This window comes from Rhizobacter sp. (genome assembly GCF_032229685.1).
Lineage (GTDB): Bacteria > Pseudomonadota > Gammaproteobacteria > Burkholderiales > Burkholderiaceae_C > LMDS01.
The window spans coordinates 1-14570 of record NZ_JAVTWP010000042.1; the positions used below are offsets into that span (position 1 = coordinate 1).

A 14570-nucleotide genomic window follows, 5' to 3' on the forward strand; every position below is an offset into this window, starting at 1 on the left:
GTGACGAGAAGGCCGGCCCGCACGACCAGCCGCAGAGCATGTGCCCGGCCTTCGGTTCGCTGCGCGTCGGCCTGCGCATGCGGCGCACCTCGACGATCCTGTCGGGCTCGGCCTGCTGCGTCTACGGGCTGACCTTCACTTCGCACTTCTACGGTGCCAAACGCAGCGTCGGCTACGTGCCGTTCAACAGCGAATCGCTGGTCACGGGCAAGCTCTTCGAAGACATCCGCGAGGCGGTCTACAAGCAGGCCGACCCGGCGCTGCTCGATGCCATCGTGATCATCAACCTTTGTGTGCCGACCGCCAGCGGCGTGCCGCTGCAGATCCTGCCGAAAGAGATCAACGGCGTTCGCATCATCGGCATCGACGTGCCCGGCTTCGGCGTGCCCACACACGCCGAAGCGAAAGACGTGCTGGCCGGTGCGATGCTGAAGTACGCACGCTCCGAAGTGCTGGCCGGGCCAGTGCAGGCGCCGCGCGCGGGCCGCTCCGACAAACCAACGATCACGCTGCTCGGCGAGATGTTCCCGGCCGACCCGGTGATCATCGGCATGATGCTCGAGCCCATGGGCCTGGCCGCCGGCCCCGTGGTGCCGACACGCGAATGGCGCGAGCTGTATGCGGCGCTCGACTGCGCAGCCGTCGCCGCGATCCACCCGTTCTACACCGCCAGCATCCGCGAGTTCGATGCCGCGGGTCGCAGCATCGTGGGCTCGGCGCCGGTCGGCCACGACGGCACCGAAGCCTGGCTGCAGGCGATCGGCAACGCCACCAACGTGGCGCAGGACAAGATCGACGCCGCGAAGAACCGCATGCTGCCAGCCATCAAGGGCGCGCTCGCGAAGATGCCGATCAAGGGCCGCATCACGCTGAGCGGCTACGAGGGTTCCGAGTTGCTCGTCGGCCGGTTGCTGGTGGAGAGCGGCGCCGACCTGCGCTACGTGGGCACCGCGTGCCCGCGCACGGCCTGGAGCGACGCAGACCGCGAGTGGCTCGAAGCCAAAGGCGTGCACGTGCAGTTCCGCGCCTCGCTCGAACAAGACCTCGCTGCCATGCACGAGTGGCAACCCGATCTCGCCATCGGAACCACGCCGTTGGTTCAGGCCGCGAAAGAGCTGAGCATTCCGTCGCTGTACTTCACCAACCTGATCTCGGCACGCCCGCTGATGGGGCCGGCCGGTGCCGGCTCGCTCGCCACCGTGATCAATGCCGCCATCGGCAACAAGGCGCGCTTCGACCGGATGAAAGACTTCTTCGGCAGCACCGGCGTGTCACACGCGGCCGGGGTGTGGGAGGCCGCGCACGGCGTGCCGCAAGACCGCCCCGAATTCAAGGCCGAGCAGCGCCGTCTTGTCGTCAAGGCCGCGAAGAAGCGCAAGGCCGAGGAGATGATCTGATGGCGCTGATCCTCGACCACGATCGCGCCGGCGGCTACTGGGGTGCCGTCTACGTGTTCACCGCGATCAAGGGCCTGCAGGTCGTGATCGACGGGCCGGTCGGTTGCGAGAACCTGCCCGTGACCTCGGTGCTGCACTACACCGACGCGCTGCCGCCGCACGAGCTGCCGATCGTCGTCACCGGCCTGGCCGAAGAGCAGCTCGGCCGCGAAGGCACCGAAGGTTCGATGCGCCGCGCCCACGCCACGCTCGACCCCGACCTGCCCTCGGTCGTGGTGACCGGCTCGATCGCCGAGATGATCGGCGGCGGCGTCACGCCTTCCGGCACCAACATCCAGCGTTTTCTGCCGAGAACGATCGACGAAGACCAGTGGCAGTGCGCGAACCGCGCGATGTTCTGGCTGTGGTCGGAATACGGCCTGAAGAAGGTTCCGGCGCGCAAGCCCTTCGCCGAGCGGCCCGCCGGCGAGAAGCCCCGCGTCAACATCATCGGCCCGAGTTACGGCACCTTCAACTCACCGAGCGACCTGGCCGAGATCCGGCGCCTGGTGCAAGGCATCGGCGCCGAGATCAACATGGTGTTCCCGCTGGGCAGCCACCTCGCCGATGTGTCGCGGCTGGTCGAAGCCGACGTGAACATCTGCATGTACCGCGAGTTCGGTCGCATGCTGTGCGAAGCGCTCGACCGCCCCTACCTGCAAGCGCCGATCGGCCTGCACAGCACGACCAAGTTCCTGCGCTCGCTCGGCGAGTTGCTCGGCCTCGACCCCGAGCCCTTCATCGAGCGCGAAAAGCACAGCACGATCAAACCCATCTGGGACCTGTGGCGCTCGGTCACGCAAGACTTCTTCGGCACCGCGAGTTTCGCGATCGTCGCCAACGAAACCTACACCCGCGGCGTGAAGCACTTTCTCGAAGACGAACTGGGCCTGCCCTGCCAGTTTGCCGTCGCCCGCAAGCCGGGTGCAAAGACCGACAACGACGAAGTGCGGCGGCTCGTGAAAGACAAGACGCCGCTGGTCATGTACGGCAGCTACAACGAGCGCATGTACCTGGCCGAGATCGGCGGGGGCGGCATGATGAAGACGAGCTTCATCCCGGCCTCGTTTCCGCTGCCGATCATCCGGCGCCACACCGGCACGCCGTTCATGGGGTATGCGGGGGCGACCTACCTGGTCCAGGAGTTCTGCAACGCGCTGTTCGACGCGCTCTTCCACATCCTGCCGCTCGGCACCGATCTCGACCGCGTCGACCCGACGCCAGCGCGTCTGGGCGACGAGCCTGCAAGGCCCTGGGACGACGAAGCCCAGCAGCTGCTCGGCGAGTTCGTCGAGACCGAGCCGGTGCTGGTGCAGATCTCGGCCGCCAAGCGCTTGCGTGATCGCGCCGAGCGCGATGCCAAGCGTGCCGGCGAAGAACGTGTCACCGCAGCACGCGTGGCGCGCGCGCGGGATTCACTGCGACAGGGTGAGCCGGCATGAAGCTCACACAGATTTCGAATCAAGAGATTGTCCGCGGTGAGCGGACTCGAAGAATTGCCGCGACAGCCGTCGCGTCAAGCCCCGCCGCGGGGGAGTTGCGCGGTGTTGGCCGCAAGGCCACAAAGGGCCGAAAGGCCTAGAAGGAGTAAAGACCATGGCTGATGGCAGGCAAGGCTCCCTATCCGGTTTGTCGGATCAGGAAGCCAAGGAGTTTCACGGCATTTTCATGACGAGCTTCATCATCTTCACGTTGATCGCGGTCGTCGCGCATTTCCTGGCATGGCAATGGCGGCCCTGGCTGCCGGGTGCCAGCGGCTATGCGTCGATCGTGAACGACGCAAAAGATGTCGCGATGGCTTACATCGCAGTCGCTTTCAACGCATAGGGAGGAGACGACATGTGGCGTATCTGGACTCTTTTCGATCCACGCAGGACGTTGATCGCCCTGTTCACGTTCCTGTTCGTGCTGGCGCTGGTGATTCATTTCATCCTGCTCAGCACCGACCGGTTCAACTGGCTCGAAGGTTCGCGCAAGGGCGCGGCCGTCGCGGGGCAGATGTCCCCGATGCCGGCGGCTGCAACGGCCCCCGCGCCGAAGTAGCTCTACCGCGTTGCTGGCAAGCGAGCAGGGCGCGGGCCAACCGCCCGCACCTGTTCGCCGACACAAGTGTGAAAGGGAGCCGCCCGTGAGCGGGCGCTCCCGATTAGGGGACTGACCATGGCCATGCTGAGTTTCGAGCGCAAATACCGTGTACGAGGCGGCACGCTGACCGGAGGCGACTTGTTCGACTTCTGGGTCGGCCCGTTCTACGTGGGCTTCTTCGGCGTGACCACGCTGTTCTTCGCGACCGTGGGCACCTTGCTCATCGTCTGGGGTGCATCACAAGGCCCCACCTGGAACCTGTGGCAGATCTCGATCGCACCACCCGACCTGATATACGGCCTCGGCATGGCGCCGCTGATGGAAGGCGGCCTCTGGCAGCTCATCACGGTCTGCGCGATCGGCTCATTCGTTTCGTGGGCGCTTCGAGAGGTCGAGATCTGTCGAAAGCTCGGCATCGGCTACCACGTGCCCTTCGCGTTCTCGATCGCAATCCTGGCCTACGTGACGCTGGTCGTCATTCGCCCGGTGTTGCTCGGCGCCTGGGGGCACGGCTTCCCGTACGGGATCATGAGCCACCTCGACTGGGTCTCGAACACCGGCTACCAATACCTGCACTTTCACTACAACCCCGCCCACATGCTGGGCGTGAGCTTCTTCTTCGCGACAGCCTTCGCACTCTCCTTGCACGGCGGGCTGATTCTTTCGGCCACCAACCCGGCCAAGGGCGAAACGGTGAAGACCGCGGAGCACGAGAACACCTTCTTCCGCGACACCATCGGCTACTCGATCGGCACCCTCGGCATCCACCGCCTCGGCCTGTTCCTGGCCTTGTCGGCCGGTTTCTGGAGCGCCGTGTGCATCGTCATCAGCGGCCCGTTCTGGACCCGAGGCTGGCCCGAGTGGTGGAGTTGGTGGCTGAACTTGCCGATCTGGCGCTAGATCGGAACGAGCCCGCAAGAACGAACGCCGAGACAGGCCAAGGAGACCTCGATGCTTGAGTACCAGAACATCTTCACCCGCGTGCAGGCGGTGTCGCCTGCCTACGCCGGGATTCCGCTGGCCAGCGGCAACAAGGAACGCGAAGGCCCGCCCATCCACGTGCACTGGATCGGCAAGCTCGGCGACGCGCAGATCGGCCCGATCTACCTCGGCTGGCTCGGCTTGGCCTCGCTGCTGTGCGGCTTCATCGCCTTCGAGATCATCGGCCTGAACATGCTCGCTTCGGTCAACTGGGACCCGGTGCAGTTCGTGCGCCAGCTGTTCTGGCTGGCACTCGAACCGCCGCCGCCGAGCATGGGCCTGAAGCTCTTTCCGCCGCTGAACCAGGGTGGCTGGTGGCTGATGGCGGGCTTCTTTCTCACTGCCTCGCTCCTGCTCTGGTGGGCACGCATGTACCGCCGCGCACGAGCGCTCGGCATGGGCACGCACATCGCCTGGGCCTTCGCCGCGGCGATCTGGCTCTACCTGGTGCTGGGGTTCATCCGCCCGATCCTGATGGGTTCGTGGGGCGAGGCGGTGCCCTTCGGCATCTTCCCTCACCTCGACTGGACGGCGGCGTTCTCGATCCGCTACGGCAACCTGTTCTACAACCCCTTCCACATGCTGTCGATCGCGTTCCTGTACGGCGCGACGCTGCTGTTCGCGATGCACGGCGCGACCATCCTCGCCGTGAGCCGCTTCGGTGGCGAGCGCGAGATCGAGCAGATCGTCGACCGCGGCACGGCCTCGGAACGCGCCGCCCTGTTCTGGCGCTGGACGATGGGTTTCAACGCCACGATGGAGTCGATCCACCGCTGGGGCTGGTGGTTCGCCGTGCTGTGCCCGCTGGTCGGTGGCATCGGCATCCTGCTCACCGGCACGGTGGTCGACAACTGGTACCTGTGGGCTGTCAAACACCATGTGGCGCCGGTCTACCCGGCCGTGTTCGCGCCTGTCATCGACCCCAGCCTGCTCCCGGGAGTGAAGCCATGATGATCAGCGCCACCAGACTTTCGGCGTGGCTCGGTGCCATCACCGCCGGCTTGTTGCTCGCGGCCTGCGAACGGCCGCCGGTCGACACCGTGCAGCGCGGCTACCGCGGCACCGGCATGGAGCAGGTCTACAACCCCCGCGCCGTGGCAGCGCAGGCGGCCGTCAACGCGGTGCCTGCCGACTCGCCGATGGTGCCGCCGGGCGGCCCGGCCGCGAAGACCGTCTTCAAGAACCTGCAGGTCGTGGGCGATCTCGGCGTCGGCGAATTCACGCGGCTGATGACTTCGATGACAGCCTGGGTCGCGCCAGACCAAGGCTGTGCCTACTGCCACAAGGCGGGCGAAGACTTCTCGAGCGATTCGCTCTACACCAAGGTGGTGGCGCGGCGCATGCTGCAGATGACGCAGCACATCAACGCCGACTGGAAGCCGCACGTGGCCGAGACCGGCGTCACCTGCTACACCTGCCACCGCGGCAAGAACGTGCCGGCGAACGTGTGGTTCAAGCCGGCCGACGACAAGCACGCGGCGGGCATGACCGGCAACAAGGCCGGGCAGAACGCGCCGGCCACCTCGGTCGCGTTGGCCGCCTTGCCGAACGACCCGTTCACGCCCTTCCTGTCGCAGGCGGCCGACATCCGCGTGATCGGCACCAGCGCTTTGCCGATCAGCAACCGCCACTCCACCAAACAGGCCGAGTGGACCTACGGGCTGATGATGCACATGTCGCAGTCGCTGGGCGTGAACTGCACCTACTGCCACAACACGCGTTCTTTCGCCGACTGGGACAACAGCACCCCGCCGCGGGGCGTCGCCTGGTACGGCATCCGCATGACGCGAGACCTGAACGCGCAGTACCTCGACTCGCTCGCCGGCGTGTTCCCCGCGAACCGCCTCGGCCCGACAGGCGACGTGCCCAAGCTCAACTGCGCCACCTGCCACCAGGGTGCCTACAAGCCCTTGTATGGTGCGCCGATGTTGAAGACGCATCCTGAACTGGCTGGCGTGCGCGCTGCCCTCGTTCCGGCCGACGCCGCGGCAGCCACGCCGGTGGCCGGCACGGCCAGCAATGCCGTCGTGTTCTTTGCGGTCGGATCGTCGGCCTTGCCGGCCGAAGCGGGCAAGAACCTCGACGCGCTGATCGCTGCCTTGAAGGCCGACCCGGCCACCAAGGTCAGCATCTCGGGCTACCACTCCGCGGCGGGCGATCTGCCGCAGAACCAGGAACTCGCCAAACAACGCGCGTTCGCGGTGCGTGATGCGATCAAGGCCGCCGGTATCGCCGAAGACCGGGTCATGCTGCAGAAGCCGCAGTCGGCCGAGGCGAACCTGGCCGGTGAAGATCCGAAGGCACGCCGTGTGGAAGTGGCCTTGAAGTAGCCCGGGCGGCGCGGGCGCCAGCCCGCGAGTGGCATGGGCTCTGCTTATGATGACGACGGCATCTGAGTGGAGCCCCGATTGAACACAAGCCTGGCCGAACGGCTGAAGAGCGAAACCCGCGCCCTGCACACCGAGGCAGAGCGCAGCGTCTTCATGGGCGTGCTGCTGCGCGGCAAGATGGAACAGGCCGCCTACTGCGCCCTGTTGCGCAACCTGCACGCGATCTACGCCGCGATGGAGCCGGCGCTCGCACGCCACGCGGCCCACCCGGTGATCGCGCCGGTGTTCGCCGCGCCGCTGGCCCGCACGCAGTCGATCGCCGACGACCTCGAGGCCTTGCACGGGCCGGGCTGGAGCGAGGCACTCACGCTGCAGCCATCGGGCGCGTTGTACGTGACGCGGCTGCAGCAGATCGAAGCGCACGAGCCGGAACTGCTGCTCGCGCATGCCTATGTTCGTTACCTCGGCGACCTGAGCGGTGGCCAGATGCTCAGCCGCATCGTCGCGCGCAGCATGCATCTGCCGGCGGGGCAGGGCACGGCGTTCTACGACTTCGGCGACGATTCAGAAACCACCCGGCTCACGCGCGAGTTTCGCGACGGCCTGCGGGCGGTCGCCGTGGGCGAGATCGGTGTCGACGCCATCGTGGCCGAGGCCTGCTCGGCCTTTCGGCGCCACCAGGCCCTGTTCGAAGAACTGGCCGTGGCGCACCTGAACTGAACGCCGGGCGGCCGGCTACAGCCTCAGCAAACCGAGCGCGAGGCGGTGAGTCCGCGATGCCGGGTCGGCCAGCTCGTGCAGCACGTCCATGTGGTTGCGCCCGGCCACCGTCTCGGTCGTCACCGTGCTCTGCGGCCCCCACGCCTGCGCGATCAGCGCGGTCTGCCGCTGGAACTCTTCGCTCTCGTCGCCCCCGACCACCGCCACCAGCTCGCCGCGCGGCGCCGGCATGAAGGCCGGGCTCAGACGCCGCGCTTGTGCGGCCGTCAGGCCGAGATCGGCAGCAAGAAAAGGCGCATGGCGCAGCGGTTCGAGCTCGTACACACCCGAGATCGACAACGCGGCTTTCACCAGATCGGCCGGCAGGTCGAGCGCCACGGCCTTCCAGTCGCAGGCCAGCATCATCGCCGCCAGGTGACCGCCTGCCGAGTGGCCGGCGACGACGATGCGCGCCGGGTCACCGCCATATTCAGCCGCGTGGCGGTGCACCCAGGCCAGCGCCTGCACCGTTTGGAGCACGATGTGTTCGACGGTCACCGCCGGGCACAGCGCGTAGTCGGGCAGCACGACCAGGGCGCCGGCATCGACGAAGGGCGGCGCCACGAAGCTCTGGTCGCGTTTGTCGAGCGCGCGCCAGTAGCCGCCGTGCAGGTAGACGAGAACGGGTGAACCGGGGGCTCGCGCTGGAAACACGTCGAGCCGCTCGCGCGGTTCGGCGCCGTAGGCCTGCTCGACCATGTCGGCGTGGCGCGCGCGCGCTTGCGTCGAAGCCTCGAACCAGTGCGCCAGGATCGCCGGGTGTTCGGGGATTCGGGCGCGGTTGTTGTACTGCTCGTCGAACCAGGCGGGTGATGCTCGGCGCATGTGTTTCCCAGGTCAGTCAAGTGCGCGGCCGCGCACGGTTCAGGCATTCTTGAGCGCGCCCGCACGGGCCTTGCGCGCCACGGGCTTCACTTCGGCCAGCGCCGGGCCGGCCTCACGCAGCGCGGCGTCGATCAACGCGTCCGCCATCCACAACGCCGTGCGCTCGACCTCGCGGTCGGGCAGGCCCCAGATGTCTTTCAGGATCACATACGGCTCGATGCCGTAGACGACCGACAAGGCGCGGTGCAGGCGGTCGCGCACGACCGGCCGCATCAGCGGCGCCAGCGGTTCGATGGCGTGCTGCAGGATGCGCACGCGGTGGCCGCGGCGGTAGGGTTCTTCTTCCAGGAGCCCGGCGCGCTCGAGTGCCCATTGTTCGAGCGAGAGCTGCGCGGCGGCGCGCAGCTGCGGCTCGAACTCCTTGAAGCGCGGAAAGGTCTGCACGAACAATTCGTGCACCCGCTCGCGGCCACTCGGGTTGTCCGAGGCCAGCATGCGCACCGGGCCGAGCGAGCTGTCGATCACGGCCGTGACGAGCGCGCTGCGGCTCGCGAAGTAACGGTAGGCGGTGGCACGAGAGACTTTGGAGCGCACCGCCACCTCGGCCACCGAGGGAATGTGGCCGCTCTGCTGGATGATGTCCATCGCCGTGTCGAGCAGCAGATGGAAGGTCGCTGCCTTCACGCCGCGCGCGGGGGGCACAGGGGGTTGCGACAGCTTGTGCTTCAGGCGGGCCATGGGGTTTGTCCGGGGTGCTGGAAGGTGTGCCTTCGCTTGTGAAAGTCAGACGTCGGCACGTATGATGCGCCCATCCTGATTTGAGACGCAAGTCTCATATTCACGAATCGAGGCACAAGAAGCCTCTGGCTGTTCAACGATCGTGAGGCGGCGGGCACACACCCGGATGAACCTCGCGGCACCTCGGAGACGAACTCGATGCGCTTGGCCAGTTGGCAATGGGGTGGACGCGATCACGTGGGCACGATCTCGGCCGACGGGCGCGAGGCCACGCCGCTCGCCTTGGCCGATGCCACGCGTGGCGTGCTGCCGCTGATCCAGGCGCTGGCCCATGGCGAACCGCTGCCGCAGCCTTCGGGCGCTCGCCTGCCGGTCGACGTGGTCACCCTGCGCGCGCCCTTGCCGCAGCCACTGCGCAGCCTGTTCTGCGTCGGGCGCAACTACCACGCACACGCCGCCGAACTCGCCACCACGGTGTTCAGCACCACGATGCCGAAAGACGACCCGTGGCCCATCGTGTTCGGCAAGCTGCCCGAATGCGTGATCGGCCCGTTCGACACGGTGCAGATGCCGGCGCCGGCCGCGTCGACGCAGATCGACTACGAGTCGGAACTGACCATCGTGATCGGCCGCAGCGGCCGCGACATTCCGCGCTCGCGGGCCATGGACCACGTGTTCGGCTACACGATCGTCAACGACGTGACGGCGCGTGACGTGCAGATGCGCCACCAGCAATGGGACCTGGGCAAGAGCTTCGACACCTTCTGCCCGATGGGCCCGTGGGTCGTGACCGCCGACGAGCTCGACGGCCGCGCGACGCGTGTGCGCGGCTGGGTCAACGGCGCGCTGCGGCAGGACGGGTTGACGAAAGACATGATCCACGACATTCCCACGCTGATCGAAACCTGCTCGCGCGGCATCACGCTCTACCCGGGCGATCTGATCGCCACCGGCACGCCGGCCGGTGTGGGCATGGGCCTGAAACCACCGCAGTGGCTCAAGGCAGGTGACGTGGTGCGCATCGAGATCGATGGCCTCGGTGTCATCGAGAACCGGTTCGGCTGAACGATGGGCTTTCAACTGATCGACCGCGTTGCGGTGGAAGAAGAAGGCGAGGGCCCGGCCGTCGTCTGCGTGCACGGCCTGGGCGGCAGCTCGAACACCTGGGCGCCGCTGATGCCGGCGCTGGCGCGGCACCGCGTGGTCCGCATCGACTTGCCGGGCAGCGGGCGTTCGCAGCGGTTCGAGGGTGCGCTGTCGATCGAAGGTTACGTCGAGACGGTGCTGGGCGTGTGCGCGCGGCTCGGTGTCACGCGAGCCCACTGGCTGGGCCACTCGATGGGCACGATCGTCGTGCAGCACATCGCAGCGTCGCACCCGAAACTGGTGGCCAGCGTGGCCTTGTTCGGCCCGCTGATCGAACCGCCCGAAGCGGCCCGCGCAGCGATGAAAGGCCGAGCCGTGAAAGCGCGCGAAGGGGTCGCCGGCATGCACGAGATCACGCAGGCGCTGATGAACGCCGCCATCTCCGCCGACACACGCCAGCGCCTGCCGGTGACCGTTGCCTTCGTGCGCGAAAGCCTGATGCGCCAGGACGGTGACGCGTATGCACGCAGCTGCGAAGCACTCGCCGGCGCGCAGGCCGCAGCGATCGACCGCATCGAGGCGCCCGTGCTGCTGGTGACCGGCGACGAAGACGGTGTGGCGCCACCGCAGGCCGTGCGTGCCATGTCCGAAAGGCTGCGCAGTGCGCGCAGCACACGCGTGGTGGTGTTGCCTCGCTGCGGCCACTGGACGCCGCTCGAGCGGCCCGAAGAGTGCCAGCGCGAGTTGCGTGACTTCCTGGCCGCCAACGCAAGGATCTGACCATGGCCGACGTGATGTTCACCAACGTGCGTGTCTTCGACGGCGGCGGCGAAACGCCGTTCACCGGCGACGTGCTGGTGCAGGGCAACAAGATCTCGCGCGTCGTGAAAACTGGCTACGGCGCGCGCTCGGCGCCGGTGGCCGGCGCTCAGGTGATCGACGGCGCGGGCGCGTTCCTGATGCCCGGCATGGTCGAGGCCCACACGCACTTTTCGTGGAACGACCAGCCGAGCCTCGACGCGATCCAACGCATGCCGCCGGAAGAACACATCCTGTGGTGCGCCGAAGTCGCGAAGCGTTACCTCGACATGGGCTGGACCAGCTGCGTCGGCGCCGCGGCGGCGAAGCCCCGGCTCGACGTGGTGACCCGCAACGCGATCAACGACGGCACCATCGTGGGGCCACGCTACCTGGCTGCGAGCCAGGAAATCACCGTGCCGGGCGGGCTCGGTGACTCGACCCAGCCCCACCTGCCACAGACCGAGTTCGCGTTCGGCGCGATCGTGAGCGGCGCCGAAGAAATGCGGCGCTGCGTGCGCATGTTCGCCAAGTACGGCGTCGACTCGATCAAGATCAACCTGTCGGGCGAATCCATCACCGGCATGCCGTCGGACATGAGCCAGTTCACGGCAGAAGAAATCCGCGTCTGCGTCGAAGAAGCCAAGGCCTGGGGCAAACGGGTCGCGGCCCACGCGCGCAGCACCTGGTCGATCAAGGAATGCGTGCGCCAGGGCATCGAGGTGATCTACCACGCGAGCTTCTGCGACGAAGAAGCGCTCGACATGCTCGAAGCGCACAAGATGGAACACTTCGTCGCGCCCGGCCTGGCTTGGCTCATCAACACCGTGCACCACGCCGCCGACTACGGCCTGACGCCCGAAGTCGTGAAGAAGATGGACTACCCGCGCGAGCTCGAAGCGTCGATCGCCAGCATGCGCGCCTTGCGCAAGCGCGGCGTGCGCATCCTGCCCGGCGGCGACTACGGTTTTGCGTGGACGCCGCACGGCACCAACGCCAAAGACCTCGAGTACTTCGTCAAGCATGTGGGCATGAGCACGATGGAAGCGCTGCTCTCGGCCACTGCCTGGGGTGGGCCGATGATGCGCATGGGCAAGGTGCTCGGTTATGTGCGCGAAGGTTACCTGGCCGACTTGCTGCTGATCGACGGTGACCCGCTCGCCGACATCACCGTGCTGCAAGACAAGGCCCGCATCCTGGCCGTGATGAAAGACGGCGAGTTCCACCGCGCGCCGCCGATGCGCCACACGCGCAGCGGCCAGGGCACCACTCGCTGGGCCGCCTGAGGAGCACCACCATGGCCGACACGCTGTTCACCAACGTTCGCATTCTCGACGGCACCGGGCAGAACCCCTACACCGGCAGCGTGCTGGTGCAGGGCAACCGCATCCGCCAGGTCGGCCGCAGCACCGCGCCCATCACCACCGGCAACGCGGTCGTGATCGACGGCGCCGGCGCCACGCTGATGCCGGGCATGTGCGAAGCCCACACCCATTTTTCGTGGAACGACGCGCCCACGCTCGCGGCCATCCAGTCGATGCCGCTCGAAGAGCATGTGTTGTGGTGCGCCAAGGTCGCGAAGCGTTATCTGCAGGCGGGCTTCACCTCGTGCGTCGGCGCGGCCTGCGCCAAGCCGCGGCTCGACGTGGTGATCCGCAACGCCATCAACTCCGGGCAGATCCCCGGCCCGCGTTACCTCGCCGCGAGCCAGGAGATCACCGTGCTCGGCGGCCTGGGCGACGAAACCCTGCCGCACCTGCCGTTCCCCGAGTTCAGCTTCGGCGTGAACATTTCGGGCGCCGACGAGATGCGCAAGGCGGTGCGCCTGTTCCTGAAGTACGGCGTCGACTCGATCAAGGTCAACCTGTCGGGCGACAACTTCACGCCGCAGTCGCCGGCCGAGACCACCTGGATGCTCGACGAAGAAGTGGCCGCCGCCATGCGCGAGGTCAAGATTCGCGGCAAGCGCGGCATCGCGCACGCACGTTCGTCTGAAAGCGTGAAGCAGGCGCTGCGCCACGGCATCGACCTGATCTACCACGCGAGCTTCGTCGACAACGAAGCGCTCGACATGCTCGAAGCGGCGAAAGACCGCGTCTTCGTCGCCCCCGGCATCGCGATCCTGTACGCGATGCTGCACGAGGCCGAAGCCTTCGGCATCACCAACAAGATGGCCACCGAGATGGGCTACCAGATCGAGTGGGACGCCGCGCTCGAATCGCTGTCGAAGATGCACAAGCGTGGCATCCGCGTCTTGCCCGGCGGCGACTACGGCTTCGCCTTCACCCCGCATTGCCAGAACGCGCGCGACCTCGAGTTCTTCGTCAAGTACCTCGGCTTCACGCCGATGGAAGCGATCCGGTCGACCACGCTCTACGGCGGCCAGATCATGATGCAGCCGAACGAACTCGGCGTGGTGAAAGACGGCTTTCTTGCCGACCTGCTGCTCGTCGACGGCGACCCGCTCGCCAACCTGGCCATCTTGCGCGACCCGAAGCGGATTCTCGCGGTGATGAAAGACGGCGCCTTCGCGAAAGCGCCGGCGATCGCTTCCCAACGCGCCTGGAGCGTCGCCGCATGAGCCGCAAGGTGCTGGCGCTCTGGCTGCTCTTCGGCGTGCCGATCGCGGCGTTCTCGGCCTGGGCCATTGCCGACAACATGCCGCTGTTCTTCAAGACCTTGCTCAATGGCCTGACGCTGGCGTCGCTGTACTTTCTGGTCGCCAGCGGCTTCACGCTCGTTTTCGGGCTGATGCGCAACGTGAACCTCGCGCACGGTTCGCTCTATTTGCTCGGCGCCTACGTGGGCTGGATCGTCGCCGAGAACAGTGGCTCGTGGCTGCTCGGGGTGGTGGCGGGCTTTGCTTCGGCCGCGGTCGTCGGCCTGCTGATGCAGGTCCTCATCTTTCGTTTCATGGAAGGCCAGGACCTGCGCCAGACGCTGGTCACGATCGGCCTGTCGATCGTTTTTGCCGACCTCATGCTGTGGGCCTTCGGCGGTGAAATCTACACCTTCGAGCCGCCGGCGCTGATCTACGGGTCGACCGTGCTGCCGGTGGTGGAAAAGTTCCCGACCTACCGCCTCGCGGTGCTCGTTTCGGCCATCGTGATCGGCGCCGGCCTGTGGGCCTTTCTCGCGAAGACGCGCGTGGGCATGATGATCCGCGCCGGTGTCGACGACCGCGCCATGCTCGCCGCCTCCGGTGTCAATGTGCAGCTCGTCTTCGCGACGACGTTTGCGATCGGCGCGGGCCTGGCGGGCCTGGCGGGCGTGGTCGGCGGAACCGCGCTCTCGATCTCGCCGGGAGAGGACGCGCGCTACCTGCTTGCATCCCTGGTCGTCGTGATCGTCGGCGGCATGGGCAGCGTCGTGGGTGCCGCGATCGGCGCGCTGCTGATCGGCCTGGCCGAACAGTTCGGCCTGGCCTACGCGCCCACCTACAGCGTCGTGTTCACGTTCGTGATCATGGTGGTGGCGCTCGCCTTCAAGCCGCGCGGGCTGATGGGGAAGAGCACGTGAGCGCCGCGCGGTG

15 protein-coding genes are annotated in these 14570 nt (G+C 67.0%); 13 read left to right on the forward strand and 2 right to left on the reverse strand.

The genetic code is table 11. The features are described from left to right. From bchY to AC30PD_RS21560, 8 genes are all read left to right on the forward strand, one after another. A partial coding sequence (gene bchY, locus AC30PD_RS21525) for a chlorophyllide a reductase subunit Y (RefSeq protein WP_489537746.1) occupies nucleotides 1-1397 on the forward strand: 1397 nt, incomplete at its 5' end. Further along, nucleotides 1397-2878: a chlorophyllide a reductase subunit Z gene (gene bchZ / locus AC30PD_RS21530; protein ID WP_489537747.1), complete on the forward strand. Its 1482-nt coding sequence runs from the start codon at nucleotides 1397-1399 to the stop codon at nucleotides 2876-2878. The genes bchY and bchZ, both read left to right, overlap by 1 nt. 154 nt (nucleotides 2879-3032) lie before the next feature. Further along, the gene (gene pufB / locus AC30PD_RS21535) at nucleotides 3033-3263 is read left to right on the forward strand and encodes a light-harvesting antenna LH1, beta subunit (RefSeq protein WP_489537748.1); all 231 of its coding nucleotides are present in this window, start codon (nucleotides 3033-3035) and stop codon (nucleotides 3261-3263) included. Nucleotides 3264-3275: 12 nt separating this feature from the next. Then, complete coding sequence (gene pufA, locus AC30PD_RS21540) at nucleotides 3276-3479, forward strand: light-harvesting antenna LH1, alpha subunit (protein ID WP_489537749.1); 204 nt, start codon at nucleotides 3276-3278, stop codon at nucleotides 3477-3479. A gap of 117 nt (nucleotides 3480-3596) precedes the next feature. Next, nucleotides 3597-4421, forward strand: coding sequence for a photosynthetic reaction center subunit L (gene pufL, locus AC30PD_RS21545; protein ID WP_489537750.1), 825 nt, complete (start codon nucleotides 3597-3599; stop codon nucleotides 4419-4421). 51 nt (nucleotides 4422-4472) lie between these two features. Beyond that, nucleotides 4473-5453 carry a photosynthetic reaction center subunit M gene (gene pufM, locus AC30PD_RS21550; RefSeq protein WP_489537751.1) on the forward strand — a complete coding sequence of 327 codons (981 nt, stop codon included), beginning with the start codon at nucleotides 4473-4475 and terminating at the stop codon, nucleotides 5451-5453. Continuing rightward, nucleotides 5450-6832: a photosynthetic reaction center cytochrome PufC gene (gene pufC / locus AC30PD_RS21555; RefSeq protein WP_489537752.1), complete on the forward strand. Its 1383-nt coding sequence runs from the start codon at nucleotides 5450-5452 to the stop codon at nucleotides 6830-6832. Before pufM ends, pufC begins: the two co-directional genes overlap by 4 nt. A 78-nt stretch (nucleotides 6833-6910) precedes the next feature. Beyond that, nucleotides 6911-7552, forward strand: a complete 642-nt coding sequence (locus tag AC30PD_RS21560; RefSeq protein ID WP_489537753.1) for a biliverdin-producing heme oxygenase — start codon at nucleotides 6911-6913, stop codon at nucleotides 7550-7552. Between the two features lie 15 nt (nucleotides 7553-7567). On the opposite strand, the gene AC30PD_RS21565 is transcribed toward AC30PD_RS21560, so the two are convergent. Both AC30PD_RS21565 and AC30PD_RS21570 read right to left on the reverse strand, forming a co-directional pair. Beyond that, a complete protein-coding gene (locus AC30PD_RS21565) occupies nucleotides 7568-8416 on the reverse strand; it encodes an alpha/beta hydrolase (protein ID WP_489537754.1) in 849 nt (282 codons plus the stop codon). A gap of 39 nt (nucleotides 8417-8455) precedes the next feature. Next, nucleotides 8456-9154, reverse strand: coding sequence for a TetR/AcrR family transcriptional regulator (locus tag AC30PD_RS21570; RefSeq protein WP_489537755.1), 699 nt, complete (start codon nucleotides 9152-9154; stop codon nucleotides 8456-8458). Between the two features lie 198 nt (nucleotides 9155-9352). On the opposite strand from AC30PD_RS21570, the gene AC30PD_RS21575 reads away from it, so the two are divergent. The 5 genes from AC30PD_RS21575 to AC30PD_RS21595 are packed head-to-tail and all read left to right on the forward strand — an operon-like array spanning nucleotide 9353 to nucleotide 14557. Continuing rightward, nucleotides 9353-10219: a fumarylacetoacetate hydrolase family protein gene (locus tag AC30PD_RS21575; RefSeq protein ID WP_489537756.1), complete on the forward strand. Its 867-nt coding sequence runs from the start codon at nucleotides 9353-9355 to the stop codon at nucleotides 10217-10219. A 3-nt stretch (nucleotides 10220-10222) separates the two neighbouring features. Beyond that, entirely contained in the window at nucleotides 10223-11020 is a 798-nt protein-coding gene (locus AC30PD_RS21580) for an alpha/beta fold hydrolase (protein ID WP_489537757.1), read from the forward strand. A 2-nt stretch (nucleotides 11021-11022) separates the two neighbouring features. Beyond that, nucleotides 11023-12324 (forward strand): metal-dependent hydrolase family protein, encoded by a 1302-nt coding sequence (locus AC30PD_RS21585; RefSeq protein ID WP_489537758.1) that lies wholly within the window; start codon nucleotides 11023-11025, stop codon nucleotides 12322-12324. An 11-nt stretch (nucleotides 12325-12335) separates the two neighbouring features. Beyond that, the gene (locus tag AC30PD_RS21590) at nucleotides 12336-13619 is read left to right on the forward strand and encodes a metal-dependent hydrolase family protein (RefSeq protein WP_489537759.1); all 1284 of its coding nucleotides are present in this window, start codon (nucleotides 12336-12338) and stop codon (nucleotides 13617-13619) included. Beyond that, on the forward strand, nucleotides 13616-14557 hold the full coding sequence (locus tag AC30PD_RS21595; RefSeq protein ID WP_489537760.1) for a branched-chain amino acid ABC transporter permease: 942 nt from the start codon (nucleotides 13616-13618) through the stop codon (nucleotides 14555-14557). The genes AC30PD_RS21590 and AC30PD_RS21595 overlap by 4 nt, the downstream gene beginning before the upstream one ends. Nucleotides 14558-14570: the final 13 nt, after the last annotated feature.

Excerpts from the sequence above, each read along its gene's own strand:
- bchZ (WP_489537747.1), top strand. The coding sequence starts at position 1,397 with ATGGCGCTGATCCTCGACCACGATCGCGCCGGCGGCTACTGGGGTGCC.
- pufB (WP_489537748.1), top strand. The coding sequence starts at position 3,033 with ATGGCTGATGGCAGGCAAGGCTCCCTATCCGGTTTGTCGGATCAGGAA.
- pufA (WP_489537749.1), top strand. The coding sequence starts at position 3,276 with ATGTGGCGTATCTGGACTCTTTTCGATCCACGCAGGACGTTGATCGCC.
- pufL (WP_489537750.1), top strand. The coding sequence starts at position 3,597 with ATGGCCATGCTGAGTTTCGAGCGCAAATACCGTGTACGAGGCGGCACG.
- pufM (WP_489537751.1), top strand. The coding sequence starts at position 4,473 with ATGCTTGAGTACCAGAACATCTTCACCCGCGTGCAGGCGGTGTCGCCT.
- pufC (WP_489537752.1), top strand. The coding sequence starts at position 5,450 with ATGATGATCAGCGCCACCAGACTTTCGGCGTGGCTCGGTGCCATCACC.
- AC30PD_RS21565 (WP_489537754.1), bottom strand. The coding sequence starts at position 8,416 with ATGCGCCGAGCATCACCCGCCTGGTTCGACGAGCAGTACAACAACCGC.
- AC30PD_RS21570 (WP_489537755.1), bottom strand. The coding sequence starts at position 9,154 with ATGGCCCGCCTGAAGCACAAGCTGTCGCAACCCCCTGTGCCCCCCGCG.
- AC30PD_RS21575 (WP_489537756.1), top strand. The coding sequence starts at position 9,353 with ATGCGCTTGGCCAGTTGGCAATGGGGTGGACGCGATCACGTGGGCACG.
- AC30PD_RS21580 (WP_489537757.1), top strand. The coding sequence starts at position 10,223 with ATGGGCTTTCAACTGATCGACCGCGTTGCGGTGGAAGAAGAAGGCGAG.
- AC30PD_RS21585 (WP_489537758.1), top strand. The coding sequence starts at position 11,023 with ATGGCCGACGTGATGTTCACCAACGTGCGTGTCTTCGACGGCGGCGGC.
- AC30PD_RS21590 (WP_489537759.1), top strand. The coding sequence starts at position 12,336 with ATGGCCGACACGCTGTTCACCAACGTTCGCATTCTCGACGGCACCGGG.
- AC30PD_RS21595 (WP_489537760.1), top strand. The coding sequence starts at position 13,616 with ATGAGCCGCAAGGTGCTGGCGCTCTGGCTGCTCTTCGGCGTGCCGATC.